This window comes from Burkholderia sp. BCC0419 (genome assembly GCF_902830285.1).
GTDB lineage: Bacteria > Pseudomonadota > Gammaproteobacteria > Burkholderiales > Burkholderiaceae > Burkholderia.
The window spans coordinates 695,196-711,960 of sequence record NZ_CADESR010000001.1; the positions used below are offsets into that span (position 1 = coordinate 695,196).

Here is a 16,765-nt window from a genome sequence, read left to right on the forward strand (position 1 = left end):
AGCATGCGCATGCGTGGACGCCGCACCGCCCGAACGGGCCGTGCGCGTCAACCGATTAGAGAACCGTATCTAGTCGGGGCGCAAACGTTCACGAGTCGTGCTTCACTCCCGCATTCGACACACGCGGCGCGCGCAATGCGGCGTGCGTGTCGATCCGGTGTCATTCGCACCGGCAGCACAATAACCAGGAGACATGCATGGCCAGATCGATGCGTTCCAGGGTAATGGCAGGGGCAGGGGCAGTGGCATGCGCGATGAGCGTCGCGCCGTTCGCGGGGACGGCCGCGCTGACGACGCTCGCGACGACGCACACGGCGATGGCGGCAACCGCGCCCGCCGACAACTATGCGACGACGCGCTATCCGATCATTCTCGTGCACGGGCTGACCGGCACCGACAAGTATGCGGGCGTACTCGAGTACTGGTACGGCATCCAGGAAGACCTGCAGCAGCATGGCGCGACCGTCTACGTCGCGAACCTGTCGGGCTTCCAGAGCGACGACGGCCCGAACGGGCGCGGCGAACAACTGCTGGCTTACGTGAAGACGGTGCTCGCCGCGACCGGCGCGACCAAGGTCAATCTCGTCGGCCACAGCCAGGGCGGGCTGACGTCGCGCTATGTCGCGGCCGTCGCGCCCGATCTTGTCGCGTCGGTGACGACGATCGGCACGCCGCATCGCGGCTCCGAGTTCGCCGACTTCGTGCAGGGCGTGCTCGCGTACGATCCGACCGGGTTGTCGTCGACGGTGATCGCCGCGTTCGTCAATGTGTTCGGGATCCTGACGAGCAGCAGCCACAACACGAACCAGGACGCCCTCGCGTCGCTGAAGACGCTGACGACCGCGCAGGCCGCCACCTACAACCAGAACTATCCGAGCGCGGGCCTCGGCGCGCCCGGAAGTTGCCAGACCGGCGCGCCGACGGAAACCGTCGGCGGCAACACGCACCTGCTGTATTCGTGGGCCGGCACGGCGATCCAGCCGACGCTTTCCGTGCTCGGCGTGACGGGCGCGACGGACACGAGCACCATTCCGCTCGTCGATCCGGCGAACGCGCTCGACCTGTCGACGCTCGCGCTGTACGGCACGGGCACGGTGATGATCAACCGCGGCTCGGGCCAGAACGACGGGCTCGTGTCGAAGTGCAGCGCGCTGTACGGCAAGGTGCTGAGCACGAGCTACAAGTGGAACCATATCGACGAGATCAACCAATTGCTCGGCGTGCGCGGCGCGTATGCGGAAGATCCGGTCGCGGTGATCCGCACGCATGCGAACCGGTTGAAACTCGCGGGCGCGTGATCGATGGCGGCACGTGAAGGGCGCGCGCCGCTGGCGCGGCGCGCTGCGATCTATGGTGTCGTGGGGCTGGCGGCGATTGCCGGCGTCGCGATGTGGGGCGGGGCGGGATCGCATCGCGGCATGGGCGCCGCGGGTGATGCGCCGGAGGCGGCCGCGGTGGGCGGCGTGGCGGCCGCCGCGCCGCAGCCCGCCGTGCCGGCGAGCGCGGGCCTGCCGCCGTCGCTGGCCGGTTCCAGCGCGCCGCGGTTGCCGCTCGATGCGGGCGGCCATCTCGCGAAGTCGCGCGCGGTGCGCGATTTCTTCGACTATTGCCTGACCGCGCAGAGCGACCTGAGCGCGGCCGCGCTCGATGCATTCGTCGTACGCGAGATCGCCGCGCAGCTCGACGGCACGGTCGCGCAGGCCGAGGCGCTCGACGTGTGGCACCGGTATCGCGCATATCTCGATGCACTCGCGACATTGCGCGATGCCGGTGCGGTCGACAAGTCCGACCTGGGCGTGTTGCAGCTCGCGCTGGATCAGCGCGCGTCGATCGCGTACCGCACGCTCGGCGACTGGAGCCAGCCGTTCTTCGGCGCGGAGCAGTGGCGGCAGCGCTATGACCTGGCACGGCTGAAGATCGTTCAGGATCGCTCACTGACGGATGCGCAGAAGGCCGAGCGGCTCGCGGCGCTCGAGCAGCAGATGCCGGCCGACGAACGCGCGGCGCAGCAGCGGGTGGACCGGCAGCGCGCCGCGATCGACCAGATCGCGCAATTGCAGAAGAGCGGCGCGACGCCCGATGCGATGCGCGCGCAACTGACGCAGACGCTCGGCGCCGAGGTGGCGGCACGCGTTGCGCAGATGCAGCAGGACGACGCGTCGTGGCAGGGCCGTTACGCGGATTATGCGGCGCAGCGTGCACAGATCGAATCGGCCGGCCTGTTGCCGCAGGATCGCGACGCGCAGATTGCCGCGCTGCGGCAGCGTGTGTTCACGAAGCCCGGCGAAGCCGTGCGCGCGGCGTCGCTCGATCGTGGCGCGGGAAGCGCGCATTGACGAACCGGGCGCCGCCGTGTGCGGCGGGCTTCACGCCGCGCGCGTGATGTCCCGCGGCAGATGGTGCTCGATGGTATTGGCGAGCGTATCGAACGCGGGGCGGATGCCTTCGTGCGCGACGCAGGCATAGCCGAGCAGCAGGCCCTGCCGCGCGGTGTCGAGGTGGCTGTAGTAGCTGGTGAGCGGGCGCACGATCACGCCGGCGTCGAATGCGCTCTGCGTGACCGCGCGATCGTCGCACGCATCGGGCAGGCCGAGCACCAGATGCAGGCCGGCCTCGTCGCCCATCACCGGCAGCGCGTCGCCGAAGCGCGCGCGGATCGCGTCGATCATCAGTTGCCGGCGCTCGCCGTACAGCGTGCGCATTCGTCTGACGTGCGAAGTGAGGTGGCCGTCCATGATGAATTCGGCGAGCACGGCCTGCTGCATCAGCTGGCCTTCCCGATACAGCTCGGACAATCCGGTGCGGAAGGTATCGACCAGATGCTCGGGCACGACCATGTAGCCCATCCGCAACCCCGGGAACAGCATCTTGCCGAGACTGCCGACGTAGATCACGCGGCCGCCGTCGTCGAGCCCCTGCAGCGACGCGAGCGGGCGGCTGCCGTAGCGGAATTCGCTGTCGTAGTCGTCCTCGATGATCCAGCAGCGGTGCTGGCGCGCATATTCGAGCAGCATGCGGCGCCGCGCGAGACTCATCACCATCCCGAGCGGGTACTGGTGCGACGGCGTGACGAGCGCGAGCCGCGGCGGATGCTGCATGTCGCTCGCGCGCGGGTCGAGCCCTTCCTGGTCGACCGGCACCGGCGCGAGCGTGAGGCCGGCTGCCTGCAGGACGCTGCGCACGCCCCAGTAGCAGGGCTCCTCGACCCACGCGCGATCGCCGATGTCGGACAGCAGCCGCACCGCGAGATCGATCGACTGATGAATGCCGGTCGTGATGATCACCTGGTCCGGCGAGCATTTGACCGAGCGCGCGACGCGCAGGTAGTCGGCGAGCGCGCGCCGCAGCGGCCGGTAGCCGCCGCCCGGCGCATAGGTCAGCAGCTCCGGATTGGCCTCCTTCCACAGCCGCGCCTGCAGGCGGCTCCACGTGCGGCTCGGGAATTCCGACACGTCCGGCACGCCCGGCATGAACGCCCCCCACTGGCGCCGCGAGACGCCCGCATGCTCGACCAGCTGCCGGCCGCGCATCGACAGGCTGCCCTGTGCGTCGGGCGGCGGCGGTTCGTCGGCCGCCGACGGCGGCGGCGCGGCGCCCGGCACGCGGATCGCGGCGGCGTCCGGCCGCGTGTCGGCCACGTAGGTGCCGCTGCCGGTCGTCGTCAGCACGTAGCCTTCGGCCGTCAGTTGGTCGTACACGTGCAGCACCGTATTGCGCGCGATCGACAGGTCGCCGGCGAGCGTGCGCGAACTCGGCAGCTTTGTCCCTGGCCCCAATTCCCCGGTCAGGATGGCCTGCTGCATCAGTTGCAGCAGTTGCCGGTACATCGGTTCGGGCGAGCTGCGGTCGATGCGGGCGGAGAGCCAGTCGGCGACGATCACGGTATCCAAAGTGGTCCTACTAGTAATATTGAAATGGTTCCCTATTGTAGAACCGTGCGCACCGTATAGTGGCTCGCATCTCAAAAAGCGATTGTCGCGGAGCAAGGGGACAGCACGATGAAGTCCGATGATGTGATCGTCAGCTTTCGCGGCGTGCGGAAGACCTACGACGGCGAGACGCTCGTCGTCAAATCGCTCGACCTCGATATCCACCGAGGGGAATTCCTGACGCTGCTCGGGCCGTCCGGCTCGGGGAAGACCACCTGCCTGATGATGCTGGCCGGCTTCGAGTTCCCGACCGGCGGCGAGATCCGCCTCGACGGCGAACTGCTGAACACCGTGCCGCCGCACAAGCGCAACATCGGCATGGTGTTCCAGAACTACGCGCTGTTTCCACACCTGACGGTCGAGCAGAACGTCGCGTATCCGCTGACGGTGCGCAAGCTGTCGGCCGCCGAGCGCACGGAGCGCGTCGCGCATGCGCTGAAGATGGTGCAGATGGAGCGCTTCGCGAAACGCTATCCGGCGCAACTGTCGGGCGGCCAGCAGCAGCGCATCGCGCTGGCGCGCGCGCTCGTGTTCGAGCCGAAGCTGGTGCTGATGGACGAGCCGCTCGGCGCGCTCGACAAGCAGCTGCGCGAACACATGCAGTACGAACTGAAGGCGCTGCACGAAAAGCTCGGCGTGACCTTCGTGTACGTGACGCACGACCAGGGCGAGGCGCTGACGATGTCCGATCGTGTCGCCGTGTTCGACAAGGGCATCGTGCAGCAGCTCGACACCGTCGACCGCCTGTACGAATCGCCGTGCAACGAGTTCGTCGCGAACTTCATCGGCGACAGCAACCGGTTGCGCGGCACCATCGCGCGCGTCGACGGCGAATTCTGCGAATTCCGGCTCGACGACGGCACGAAGCTCGTCGGCCGCCATATCGGCGAAGCCGCCGAGGGCGCGTCGGCCGTCGCGTGCATCCGCCCCGAGCGCATGAGTCTTGCCGCACACGGCGCGAATGGCGCGAACGGCGCCGCCGCCAATTGCGTGAGCGGCGAGGCGCGCAGCCTCATCTATTTCGGCGATCACGTGCGCATGCGCTGCGCCGTGCCGGGCCAGGACGAATGCTTCGTGAAGGTGCCGCTCGGCACCGGCGCGCTCGACGCGTTCTCGCCCGGCGCGCCGGTCTCGCTTGCATTCTCGCCCGAACACCTGCGCGTGTTCGCGTGAGCATGGTTTACCCGGTTTTCCGTAGTACGTCGTCAACAACAAAGCCCACTTCCACCACGAGAGGAGAGGAACCATCATGAAACGAGCAAGCTTTACGGCGCGCCGCACGGCGCTCGCGCTGGCACTGGTCGCGTTCGGTGCATCGGTATCGGCTGCGGAACTCACGGTCGTCAATTTCGGCGGCGCGAACGGCGACGCGCAGAAGGCCGCGTTCAACCAGCCGTTCGAGAAGGCGACCGGCAACAAGGTCACGGCCGTCGAATACAACGGCGAGCAGGCGAAGGTGAAGGCGATGGTCGAGGCGAAGCACGTCAACTGGGACGTGGTCGAAGTCGAATCCGGCGACCTGAACCGCGGCTGCGACGAAGGGCTGTACGAGAAGCTCGACTGGTCGAAGATCGCGAAGAAATCCGACCTGATTCCGGAATCGCCGCAGGTGTGCGGCGTCGGCTTCTTCGTGTGGTCGACCGCGCTGTCGTACAACGCGGACAAGCTGAAGTCGGCGCCGACCGGCTGGGCCGATTTCTGGAACGTGAAGAAATTCCCCGGCAAGCGCGGGATGCGCAAGGGCGCGCGCTACAACCTCGAATTCGCGCTGATGGCCGACGGCGTCGCGACGAAGGACGTCTACAAGGTGCTCGGCACGAAGGCCGGCCAGGATCGCGCGTTCAAGAAGCTCGACGAGCTGAAGCCGTACATCCAGTGGTGGGAAGCGGGTGCGCAGCCGCCGCAGTTCCTCGTCGCCGGCGACGTCGTGATGTCGACCGCGTACAACGGCCGCATCGACGCCGCGCAGAAGGAAGGCAAGAACCTGAAGGTCGTATGGAACGGCAGCATCTACGACCTCGACTACTGGGCGATTCCGAAGGGCTCGCCGAACAAGGCGCTGGCCGAGCAGTACATCGCGTACACGCTGACGCCGAAGCCGCAGCAGGCGTATGCGCAGCACATCGCGTACGGCCCGGCCAACGTCGCCGCGATCAAGTCGCTCGACGCGAAGACGCTCGCGAACCTGCCGAACTCGCCGGCCAACGGCAAGAACGCGGTACTGGAGGACATCGGCTTCTGGACCGACCACAGCGACGAGCTCGAACAGCGCTTCGCCGCGTGGGCAACGAAGTAACCGGTCAGGCATCCTCACGGGTGTCGTGATGCAACCGGCCGCGCGACGCGTCGATCGTGTCGCGCGGCATTCCGCCGGAACGTGCCCGGCCGGAGAGAGCCGTTGAATACGATGACGATCGCGCCTTCCTCGCAGTCGACTGCCGCGCTGAAACGCGAGCTGAAGGCTGCCGAGGCCCGCAAGCGCACGATGGCGCTGCTGCTGGTCGCGCCGCTCGCGATTTTCCTGCTGCTGATTTTCGTCGTGCCGATCGGCACGCTGCTCACGCGCGCGGTGCAGAACCCGGAGATCGCGACCGCGCTGCCGAACACGGTCGCCGCGTTGTCGGGCTGGGACCGCAAGACGCCGCCGGCGGACGCCGCGTATGTCGCGCTCGCGGCCGACATGACGAAGGTCGCCGACAGCGAGGCGATGGGCGCGCTCGCGCGGCGCCTGAACACCGAGATTCCCGGCTATCGCTCGCTCGTCGCGAAGACGGCGCGCGCGATGCCGCTGAAGGGCGACGGTAACGCGGGCGCCGCGCCGCTGACGCCCGCGCAGACCCGCGCGAGATTCGTCGACCTCGACTCGCGCTGGGGCGACGTTGCGTACTGGCAGGCGATCGCGAAGAACGGCAGCCAGGTGTCGCCGTTCTACCTGCTCGCGGCGCTCGATCACAAGCAGGACGGCTTCGGCCACATCGTGCAGGCCGCTCCCGACCAGTCGATCTACCTCGCGATCTTCGGGCGCACGCTCGTGATCGGCGTCGCCGTCACGCTGTTCGCGCTGCTGCTCGGCTATCCGCTCGCGTACTGGATCTCGACGCTGTCGGAACGGCGCGCGAACCTCGTGATGATCCTCGTGCTGATTCCGTTCTGGACCTCGGTGCTCGTGCGCGTCGCCGCGTGGATCGTGCTGCTGCAGAGCGAAGGGCTCATCAACACGGCGCTGATCGGCAGCGGGCTGATCTCCCATCCGCTGACACTGCTGTTCAACCGCGTCGGCGTGTATATCTCGATGACGCACATCCTGCTGCCGTTCATGATCCTGCCGCTCTACAGCGTGATGAAGTCGATTCCGCCGACCTACCAGCGCGCGGCCGTGTCGCTCGGCAGCCATCCGTTCGCCGCGTTCTGGCGCGTGTACGTGCCGCAGACCTATCCGGGTGTCGGCGCGGGCGCGCTGCTCGTGTTCATCCTCGCGATCGGCTACTACATCACGCCCGCGCTGCTCGGCGGGCCGAACGACCAGATGGTCAGCTACTACGTCGCGTACTTCACGAACGTGACGATCAACTGGGGCATGGCGTGTGCGCTCGGCGGGCTGCTGCTCGCGGCCACGCTCGTGCTGTACGCGGTGTACGGGCGCTTCACGCGCTCGAACGTGAGCCTCGGCTGAGCGCCGGGCACAGGGAAACGGGAAGGGGATGCCGACCATGAAACTCGCCAGGCCGCTGTTCGCGCCGCACATGTCGTTCGTCGAGCGCGCGTGGTACGTCGCGCTGCGCGTGCTCGTCGTGCTGACGCTGCTGTACCTGATCCTGCCGGTGCTCGCGATCGTGCCGCTGTCGTTCTCGTCGAGCACGTTCCTCGTCTATCCGATTCCAGGCTTCTCGACGCGTTGGTACGAGAACCTGATCGCCTCGGACGAGTGGCGGATGGCCGCGAAGAACAGCTTCATCGTCGCGCCGTCGGCGACCGTCGTCGCGACCGTGCTCGGCACGCTCGCGGCCATCGGCCTGACGAAGGCCGACTTCCGCGGCAAGGGGCTGCTGATGGCCGTGCTGCTGTCGCCGATGATCGTGCCCGTCGTCGTGGTCGGCGTCGGCATGTACCTGTTCTTCGCGCCGCTCGGGCTCGCGAATACCTACACGGGGCTGATCGCCGCGCACGCGGCGCTCGGCGTGCCGTTCGTCGTGACGACGGTGGCCGCGACGCTGCAGGGCTTCAACCAGAACCTGGTGCGCGCGAGCCTGTCGCTCGGCGCGAATCCGGTCACGACGTTCTTCCGCGTGACGCTGCCGGTGATCGCGCCGGGCGTGATGTCGGGCGCGCTGTTCGCCTTCGCGACGTCGTTCGACGAAGTGGTCGTCACGCTGTTTCTCGCGGGCGCGGACCAGACGACGCTGCCGCGCCAGATGTTCACGGGCATCCGGGAGAACATCAGCCCGACGATCGCTGCGCTCGCCACGATCCTGATCATCTTCTCGACGAGCCTGCTGCTCGCGCTCGAATGGTTGCGCGGCCGCAATGCGCGGCGTGCGGTGACCTGACCTGATCCGACTTGACGCGACGGCGCGACGGCGGTGCACGCATGCCACGCATCGGCGCATTGCCGATGCGTGGTGTCGCCGGCAGACGCGGCCGGGCCGGCCGCTGGCGCCGACACGACGAAGCTGGGCGCGAGCCCGAAAGGCCGCGCGGCAGCCGCCGGATCGTCGATCGTTGTGCGCTCAACGATGCCGCGCGCAAGGCACGGCATCTCACAAGCTTTCGTTTCGCTGACTGACGCGGCGGCCGCCTGCAGGTTTGATGCGGCTCTGCAACAATACGGATCGCGGTAACGCGCGCGCCGGTCTTGCCGTCCGGCACGCACGCCGCCGCGCCGCTCAATCCGCGACGCCGCGCGTCGCTCGTCAGCCGAGCCCATCTTGTCCGAATTCGCTTCCCCCGCCGGCGCGCACGAGCCGGCCGTCAACTGGCGCGCGATGTCCGCCGTGCTGCTGGCCGTCGCGCTCGCGACGCTCGACACCGCGATCGCGAACACCGCGCTGCCCGCGATCGCCGCCGACCTGCATGCGTCGCCGGCCGCGTCCGTGTGGATCATCAACGCATACCAGCTCGCGATGGTCGCGACGCTGCTGCCGTTCGCGTCGCTCGGCGACATCGTCGGCCACAAGCGCGTGTATGTCGCCGGGCTGGCCGTGTTCACGCTGGCGTCGCTCGGTTGTTCGCTCGCATCGACGCTGCCGATGCTGACGGCCGCACGCATCGTGCAGGGCTTCGGCGCGAGCGCGATCATGAGCGTCAACGTCGCGCTGATCCGCGGCCTGTTTCCCGCGCACCGGCTCGGGCGCGGCGTCGGCTTCAACGCGCTCGTCGTCGGCGTGTCGTTCGCGGTGGGGCCGACGATCGCGTCGCTGATCCTGTCGGTGGCCGCGTGGCCGTGGCTGTTCGCGGTGAACGTGCCGCTCGGCGTGTTCGCGCTCGCGGTGGCGATTCCGTCGCTGCCGCAGACGGCGCGCGGCAAGCATGCGTTCGATCCGGTTGCCGCGCTGTTCAACGTGATCACGTTCGCGTCGCTGATCTTCGCGCTCGGCGAATTCGCGCAGCGCGGGCCGCTCTCCGTCGTGTTCGCGGCGGCCGCGGTGGCATTCGCGTTCGGCTGGCTGCTGATCCGCCGCCAGGCCGGACACCCGGCGCCGATGCTGCCGGTCGACCTGTTCCGCCGGCCCGTGTTCACGCTGTCCGCGCTGACCGCCGTATGCGCGTTCGCCGCGCAGGGGCTCGCGTTCGTGTCGCTGCCGTTCTATTTCGAAACCGTCCTGCATCGCAGCGCGGTCGAAACGGGGTTCCTGATGACGCCGTGGTCGGCGGTCGTCGCGTTCGCCGCGCCGATCGCGGGGCGGCTGTCGGATCGTTATCCGCCCGGGCTGCTCGGCGCGATCGGCCTTGCGTTGCTGAGTGCGGGCATGGTGTCGCTCGCCGCGCTGCCGGTGTCGCCGGGCGTCATCGATATCGGCTGGCGGATGATGCTGTGCGGCGCGGGCTTCGGCTTCTTCCAGTCGCCGAACCTGAAGGCGTTGATGTCGAGCGCGCCGCCCGAGCGCAGCGGCGGCGCGAGCGGGATCATTGCGACCGCGCGGCTGATCGGGCAGGCAACGGGCGCGGCGCTGGTTGCGCTGTCGTTCGGGATCGCGGGGCGCCACGGGCCGACGCTTGCGTTGATGCTCGGTGCGGGTTTCGCGGGCGCGGCAAGCGTCGCGAGCGGGCTGCGGCTGTTCGCGCCGTCGCATCGGGCCGGTATGCCGGTCGTGCCGGAGCGCGCGAAGGAGCCGGCGACGGAGTAGCGCGCGGGACGGTCACCACCGGCGCGCGGCAAACCCTCGCCGCGCGCCGGTCTTCATGCATCGCTCAGAACCCGCCCGACTTGATCAGCTGGTTGAGGTTCGCGATGTTCAGGCTGCCGAAGCCGGTCGTCAGATCCCAGCCGGTGCCGGCCGTATAGCCATACCCCTGATAGCCGTTGTTGCCCGACACGACGTCATAGCGCACGAGCGACGGATGCGACGGAATGTCCGCATAGAAATTGGCGGCCGGGAAGCCGAGGCCCGTGCCGTTCGCCGCGAGCAGCCGCGCCCAGAAGCCCGTGAAGATCGGGGCGGCGAGGCTCGTGCCGCCGATCTGCTGCAACTGGCCGTAGTTGTAGATGTACGCGCCCGTGCTTTGCGCGGCATCGAACGCGACGTCCGGCAACCGGCGATTGCTGCCCGACTGCCATGACGGCGCAGGCAGGATCGTGCTGACGCCGCCGCCCGTGGCCCACAGCTTGCCGTTCGAATCGAGCCCTTCGTTCCACACCGTCTCGTTCGAGAACGCGCCGGCCGACGTCGTGTAGAGCGTCGTGCCGCCGATCGCGAGCACGTGCGGCGACGAAGCCGGCCACGACACCGTGTAGTTCGAGCCGTCCGGATAGCCGCGGTTGTTGCACTCGTACACGCCTTCGTCGCCCGACGATACCGAGAACGTCTGGCCTTGCGCGGCCGCCGTCGTGAAGATCTGCTCCTCGGCGTCGAGCGTGCCGTCCGCGTTCGCGTCGGTTTCGCACCAGCCGAGCGACACGTTGATCACCTTCGCGGTGTTGTCCGATACCGCGCGGTTGAACGCCTGCGTGAGGCCCGTGTTGCCGGCGGCGTTGAGGTCCGCCATGTAGAACACCAGCTTGCCGACCTGGCCGCCGGCCGAGCCGACGATCGACTGGCTGTCGAGATCCCATTCGCCCTGGCCGTCCTGGTCGTCGGTGTAGCTGCCGCCCGTGCCGTTGGTCTTTACGGTCTGCGTCGTGACCGTGCCGTAGCCGTTGCTCGACGTGAACTGCTTCAGGTCCTGCAGCGTCTGCGATACGCCGCCGATCGTGATGATGCCGACGGTCACGCCGGCTGCGGTCGGCACGCCGGTCGCGTTGTAGAGGCCCGGAAATTCCTTCGGATAGTGGCCCGTCGCCGTGCCGGCGGCGAGCGCCTGCGGCTTCGCCACGTTGCCGATGCGCAGCATCGGCTGCGCGCGCGCGACACTTTGCAGCCCGAGCACCGAGCCGACGACGTCGCCGAGTGCACGCGGCACCTGCGCGGTCGACGTGTTGGCGAAGCCCGAGCGGCCTGCGTACTGGAAGTGCACGAGCGACGTGTTGAACGCGGTCTTCACCGTGCCGGCCGTGCCGTGCGCGGAGATCAGCAGCCGGTTCGGCGCAACCTCGACGTTCACGAAGCCGCTCTTGTGCAGATAGTCGACGATCGACTTCACCTGCGCATCGGTCGGCGCGTAGTTCGCTAGGAACTGCTCGTGCGTCAGGTACTGGCGGTAATGCGCGCTGCCGGGCCGGTTCACGTCGCGCGCCAGTTGCTTGAGCTGCGCGGCGTTGCGCAGCTTCAGGCTGACGACGACGTCGGTCGTCTCGCCGGCCGCGAGTTCGAGCGACGGCGCCGCACTGCGCGCCAGCAACTGCGGGCCGGTCAGAAAGGCCTTCGTATGAGTATCGACCCAATCCGTCGCCGCGTGCGCCGCAGCGGCGGCGAACACGAGCGGTGCCACGCACGCCAGGCGGCGGGGCGACGGAAGGGGAAGGGCAAACCAGGCGTTCCTTTTCATCGGGAGTCCTTTTTTAGGAGAGGCGACGTTACTGGAACCCCCGGCCCTTGTGGGGCCGCGAGCGGTGACGAGCGTAGGGCGTCGGTGCCGTTCGGGTAGCTGCCAGTTTCCATAGCTGTCAGTTCTGACAACGGGGGCGCATGAGTGCGTGCGCCGCGCAGTACGTGCCGGTAGTGGCGGGGTTGGTGAGCGGAACCGGTTCGCGGTACGACGGCGCGGCAACGTGCGTCGCTCGCACGCACGAGTCGTTCGTTGCGGCATCGGAATGTGCGCGGTCGTGGACGGGCGCGCCGCGTGGATGCATGGCGTTTGCGTGTCAATGGCTGCACGCCGCATCGCACTATGTGGTCATTGGAAGCGACTCGTCAGGAACGGATTCGCGCATGCACAACAACGGGGCCGGCCGAACCCAAACGTTTCCCGAACTGTGGAACAGCGCATCGGCCAGTCTTGCAGGCTGCTTTCGGATCGCGCGTCGCAATCGCGGATTAGAGGAAATGCTCGAATCCGGCGTCGGCGCGCGCCGGTGCGGCGCACGCGCCCGTCGCGCCGGATCGACCGACGCGGTTCGCGAAATCCCGCCTTGACGCGCGCCGATCAGCGGATATCCTTCAATCCATAACCGTTCGGTTATGGATTTGGGCCGATATGCAAAACACTCACGACACGCTTTTCAGGACGCTTGCCGATCCCACGCGCCGCGCGCTTTTCGAGCGGCTGTGCGCGGAGGGCGAACTGACGGTTGCCGCGCTGACTGCCCATGCGGGCGTTTCGCAGCCGGCCGTGTCGAAGCATCTTGGCGTGCTGAAGCAGGCCGGGCTCGTGAATGACCGTCACGAAGGCCGGCAGACGCACTACAGCGCGCAGCCGCAAGCGCTGGCCCCGTTGATCGACTGGACGAGCCAGATGGCAGGCTTCTGGCAGAGCCGGTTCGATGCCCTCGAAGATCTGCTCAAAAGGATGGATCAGTAATGAACCAAGCCACTACCGAAACGCGCTCCGTCGTCGTCGACCGGGAGCTGCCGCATCCGCCGGAGAAGATCTGGCGCGCGCTCACGCAACCGCACCTGATCGAGGCGTGGTTGATGAAGAGCGACTTCGAGCCCGTCGCGGGCCGTGCGTTCAGTTTCCGTGCGGACTGGGGCTCGGTCGACTGCACGGTCCTCACGATCGAGCCGCACCGCGCGCTGTCCTATACGTGGGCGGCCCACGGCCTCGAAAGCGTCGTCACGTGGACGCTCACGCCGACGCCGGCCGGCACGCACCTGCGCATGGAGCAGGTCGGCTTCCGCCCCGACCAGGAGCAGGCGTACCGTGGTGCGCAGTACGGCTGGGTACGGTTCTTCGACTCGCTCGAACAGGTGCTGTCGCGTCCTGACGAAGGCACGGAGGCCCGCGCATGAGCTCAACGGACCTCACGCCGTCCGAGCGCATCGATGCGCTGATTGCAGGCATCGCCGACTGGCGCGGCAAGACCTTCGCCGAGCTTCGCCAGACGATCCTCGCTGCCGACGACGGCATCGTCGAGGAATGGAAATGGATGGGCAGCCCCGTCTGGTCATGCGACGGGATGATCGCGGTGGCGAACGCGCACAAGGGCAAGGTGAAAGTGACCTTCATGCACGGCGCGCAGCTCCCCGATCCGGACAAGCTGTTCAACGACGGCCTCGCCGGCAATGCGCGCCGCGCGATCGATCTGTTCGAAGGCGACAAGCTCGACAAGCGGGCGTTGAAGAATCTCGTGCGTGCGGCGATCGAATACAACCGCACGCACCTGAAGAAGAACGCGCGAGGGGCGGCCGCGAAGGCGCGCGCAGACAAGGCGGCGTAAGGCCGCATGAAGCACGGTCAAAAAAAAGCCCGACACGAGGTCGGGCATCCAAATCGGCCGCAACCGCCCGCGAGGCGGCTGCGGCACCTGCAACGGCCGCGCGCTTACGCTGCGAGCAGCGAGCGCAGCACGAACGGCAGGATCCCGCCGTGCTTGTAGTAGTCGACTTCGATCGGCGTATCGATGCGCAGCAGCACCGGCACGCGCTGCGTTTCGCCGTTCTTGCGATGGATCACGAGCGTGACGTCCTGCTGCGGCTTGAAGTCGTCGCCGAGGCCTTCGATGTCGTACGTCTCTTCACCGGTGATGCCGAGCGACTGGACGCTGTCCGCGCCCTTGAACTGCAGCGGCAGCACGCCCATGCCGACCAGGTTCGAACGGTGGATGCGCTCGAAGCTGCGTGCGATCACCGCCTTCACGCCGAGCAGCTGCGTGCCCTTCGCGGCCCAGTCGCGCGACGAGCCCGTGCCGTACTCCTCGCCCGCGAACACGATGGTCGGCGTGTCAGCCGCGATGTACTGCATGGCCGCGTCGTAGATCGACTGCTGTTCGCCGCTCGGCTGGTGGATCGTCAGGCCGCCTTCGACGCGCGTGCCGTCCGCCTTCGCCGGGATCATCAGGTTCTTGATCCGGACGTTCGCGAACGTGCCGCGCATCATCACGTCGTGGTTGCCGCGGCGCGAGCCGTAGCTGTTGAAGTCGGCCTTCTGCACGCCGTTCTCCTTCAGCCACTTGCCTGCCGGCGAATCTTCCTTGATCGAGCCTGCCGGGCTGATGTGGTCGGTCGTGACCGAGTCGCCGAAGATGCCCAGTGCGCGCGCGCCCTGGACCGTCGGGATCGATGCAGCCGGCTCCATCGAGAAGTCGTTGCCGAAGAACGGCGGCTCGGCGATGTAGGTCGACTTCGGCCAGTCGTAGACCTCGCCCGATTCGCCCTCGATCTTGCTCCAGAGGTCGCCCTTCTTGGTCAGCTTCGCGTAGTTGTCCTCGAACTTCTTCGGATCGAGCGCGAACTTGAGCAGCGCGTGGATTTCGTCGCTCGTCGGCCAGATGTCGCCGAGGTAGATGTCGCGGCCGCCCTTGCCCTTGCCGACCGGCTCGGTCATCAGGTCGCGCGTGATGTTGCCGGCGATCGCGTACGCGACGACGAGCGGCGGCGACGCGAGGAAGTTCGCGCGGATGTTCGGGTGGATACGCGCTTCGAAGTTACGGTTGCCGGACAGCACGGCCGCCGCGACGATGTCGTTCTTCGTGATCGCTTCGTTCAGTTCCGGCGTCAGGTCGCCCGCGTTGCCGATACAGGTCGTGCAGCCGTACGCCGCGACTTCGAAGCCGAGCTTCGACAGGTAGGGCAGCAGGCCCGTCTTCGTCAGGTACTCGGTGACGATGCGCGATCCCGGTGCGAGCGAAGTCTTGATCTTCGGATCGACCGTGAGGCCGGCCTCGACCGCCTTCTTCGCGAGCAGGCCCGCAGCCAGCAGCACGCTCGGGTTCGACGTGTTCGTGCACGACGTGATCGCGGCGATCAGCACGTCGCCGTTCTTCACGTCGACGCCGTTGCTCGTCGTGTACTGCGTGTTGAGATCGTCCGCCTTCTTCGCGAAGCCGTTCTCCGCGACCGGCTTCGAGAACAGGTCGGTGAACGTCGACTTGACGTGGCCGATCTCGATGCGGTCCTGCGGGCGCTTCGGGCCGGCCAGCGACGGGGCGACCGTCGCCAGGTCGAGCGTCACCGTCTTCGTGTAGTCGATGTCGCCGGCCTTCGGGATGCCGAACAGCTTCTGCGCCTTGAAGTAGTTTTCGAACGCGGCGATTTCGGCCTTCGTGCGGCCCGTGCCTTCGAAGTAGTCGATCGTTTTTTCGTCGACCGGGAAGAAGCCCATCGTCGCGCCGTATTCCGGCGCCATGTTGCCGATCGTCGCGCGGTCCGGCAGCGACAGCGACTTCGTGCCTTCGCCGAAGAATTCGACGAACTTGCCGACGACCTTCTCCTTGCGCAGCATTTCGGTGATCGTCAGCACCAGGTCGGTGGCCGTCACGCCTTCGCGCAGCTTGCCCTTCAGCTCGACGCCGACGACGTCCGGCGTCAGGAAGTACACCGGCTGGCCGAGCATGCCGGCTTCCGCCTCGATGCCGCCCACGCCCCAGCCGACCACGCCGATGCCGTTGATCATCGTCGTGTGGCTGTCCGTGCCGACGAGGGTGTCCGGGTAGTACACGGTGTCGGCGCCTTCCGTCTTCTTGTGGACGCCGCGTGCCAGATACTCAAGGTTCACCTGGTGGACGATGCCGACGCCCGGCGGCACGACCTTGAACGTGTCGAACGCCTGCATGCCCCACTTCATGAACTGGTAGCGCTCGTTGTTGCGCTGGAATTCCAGCTTCATGTTCAGGTCGAGCGCGTCCTTCTGGCGGAAGTAGTCGATCTGGACCGAGTGATCGACGACGAGATCGACCGGGACCAGCGGTTCGATCTTCTTCGGGTTCTTGCCCGTGCGCTCGGCGACGCCGCGCATGGCCGCGATGTCGGCGAGCAGCGGCACGCCCGTGAAATCCTGCAGCACGACGCGCGACACGACGAACGGAATCTCGTCGACGCGCTTCGCGGTCGGCTTCCAGTTCGCGAGCTGCTCGATGTGCTCCTCGGTGATCTTCTTGCCGTCGTAGTTGCGCAGCACGGACTCGAGCACGATGCGGATCGACACCGGCAGGCGTTCGATCTTCGTCTTCAGCTCCTTGCCGAGTTGCGGCAGCGAGTAGAACTTGCCTTTGCCGGAACCGCTGTCGAATTCCTTGAGGGTCTTGTGGAGATTGTGGGCCATGGTGATTTTCCTGGGTTTAAGGCTAGGAAACAAAGAGTCCT

13 protein-coding genes are annotated in these 16,765 nt (G+C 67.3%); 10 read left to right on the plus strand and 3 right to left on the minus strand.

Translation table 11 applies throughout. From position 1 onward, the window contains the following. The first annotated feature begins 197 nt into the window (after positions 1 to 197). Positions 198 to 1,298 (plus strand): triacylglycerol lipase, encoded by a 1,101-nt coding sequence (locus HWW87_RS03115; protein ID WP_175819195.1) that lies wholly within the window; start codon positions 198 to 200, stop codon positions 1,296 to 1,298. 3 nt (positions 1,299 to 1,301) lie between these two features. After that, positions 1,302 to 2,336, plus strand: coding sequence for a lipase secretion chaperone (locus HWW87_RS03120; protein ID WP_175819196.1), 1,035 nt, complete (start codon positions 1,302 to 1,304; stop codon positions 2,334 to 2,336). Between the two features lie 30 nt (positions 2,337 to 2,366). Here HWW87_RS03120 and HWW87_RS03125 read toward each other — a convergent pair whose 3' ends face one another. Continuing rightward, positions 2,367 to 3,890 (minus strand): PLP-dependent aminotransferase family protein, encoded by a 1,524-nt coding sequence (locus HWW87_RS03125; protein ID WP_175819197.1) that lies wholly within the window; start codon positions 3,888 to 3,890, stop codon positions 2,367 to 2,369. Positions 3,891 to 3,998: 108 nt separating this feature from the next. Between HWW87_RS03125 and HWW87_RS03130 the strand changes: the two genes are divergently transcribed. The 5 genes from HWW87_RS03130 to HWW87_RS03150 all read left to right on the plus strand — a co-directional run bounded on the left by HWW87_RS03130 (position 3,999) and on the right by HWW87_RS03150 (position 10,273). Next, positions 3,999 to 5,102: an ABC transporter ATP-binding protein gene (locus HWW87_RS03130; protein ID WP_175819198.1), complete on the plus strand. Its 1,104-nt coding sequence runs from the start codon at positions 3,999 to 4,001 to the stop codon at positions 5,100 to 5,102. A gap of 76 nt (positions 5,103 to 5,178) precedes the next feature. Continuing rightward, entirely contained in the window at positions 5,179 to 6,225 is a 1,047-nt protein-coding gene (locus HWW87_RS03135) for an ABC transporter substrate-binding protein (protein WP_175819199.1), read from the plus strand. Between the two features lie 102 nt (positions 6,226 to 6,327). After that, positions 6,328 to 7,602 carry an ABC transporter permease gene (locus HWW87_RS03140; protein ID WP_347879276.1) on the plus strand — a complete coding sequence of 425 codons (1,275 nt, stop codon included), beginning with the start codon at positions 6,328 to 6,330 and terminating at the stop codon, positions 7,600 to 7,602. A gap of 37 nt (positions 7,603 to 7,639) precedes the next feature. Further along, positions 7,640 to 8,476 (plus strand): ABC transporter permease, encoded by an 837-nt coding sequence (locus HWW87_RS03145; protein ID WP_165752767.1) that lies wholly within the window; start codon positions 7,640 to 7,642, stop codon positions 8,474 to 8,476. A 378-nt stretch (positions 8,477 to 8,854) separates the two neighbouring features. Further along, positions 8,855 to 10,273: an MFS transporter gene (locus tag HWW87_RS03150; protein ID WP_175819200.1), complete on the plus strand. Its 1,419-nt coding sequence runs from the start codon at positions 8,855 to 8,857 to the stop codon at positions 10,271 to 10,273. A 64-nt stretch (positions 10,274 to 10,337) separates the two neighbouring features. Here HWW87_RS03150 and HWW87_RS03155 read toward each other — a convergent pair whose 3' ends face one another. Beyond that, positions 10,338 to 12,071 (minus strand): S53 family peptidase, encoded by a 1,734-nt coding sequence (locus HWW87_RS03155; RefSeq protein WP_175819201.1) that lies wholly within the window; start codon positions 12,069 to 12,071, stop codon positions 10,338 to 10,340. A 648-nt stretch (positions 12,072 to 12,719) separates the two neighbouring features. On the opposite strand from HWW87_RS03155, the gene HWW87_RS03160 reads away from it, so the two are divergent. From HWW87_RS03160 to HWW87_RS03170, 3 genes are read left to right on the plus strand one after another with little or no spacing between them, the layout of a single operon-like run. Next, a complete protein-coding gene (locus HWW87_RS03160) occupies positions 12,720 to 13,043 on the plus strand; it encodes a metalloregulator ArsR/SmtB family transcription factor (RefSeq protein WP_023474459.1) in 324 nt (107 codons plus the stop codon). Beyond that, positions 13,043 to 13,474 (plus strand): SRPBCC domain-containing protein, encoded by a 432-nt coding sequence (locus HWW87_RS03165; protein ID WP_175819202.1) that lies wholly within the window; start codon positions 13,043 to 13,045, stop codon positions 13,472 to 13,474. Before HWW87_RS03160 ends, HWW87_RS03165 begins: the two co-directional genes overlap by 1 nt. Next, positions 13,471 to 13,902 (plus strand): DUF1801 domain-containing protein, encoded by a 432-nt coding sequence (locus tag HWW87_RS03170; RefSeq protein ID WP_175819203.1) that lies wholly within the window; start codon positions 13,471 to 13,473, stop codon positions 13,900 to 13,902. The genes HWW87_RS03165 and HWW87_RS03170 overlap by 4 nt, the downstream gene beginning before the upstream one ends. A 104-nt stretch (positions 13,903 to 14,006) precedes the next feature. Here HWW87_RS03170 and acnA read toward each other — a convergent pair whose 3' ends face one another. Next, positions 14,007 to 16,724, minus strand: coding sequence for an aconitate hydratase AcnA (gene acnA / locus HWW87_RS03175; RefSeq protein ID WP_175819204.1), 2,718 nt, complete (start codon positions 16,722 to 16,724; stop codon positions 14,007 to 14,009). Positions 16,725 to 16,765 lie beyond the last annotated feature (41 nt).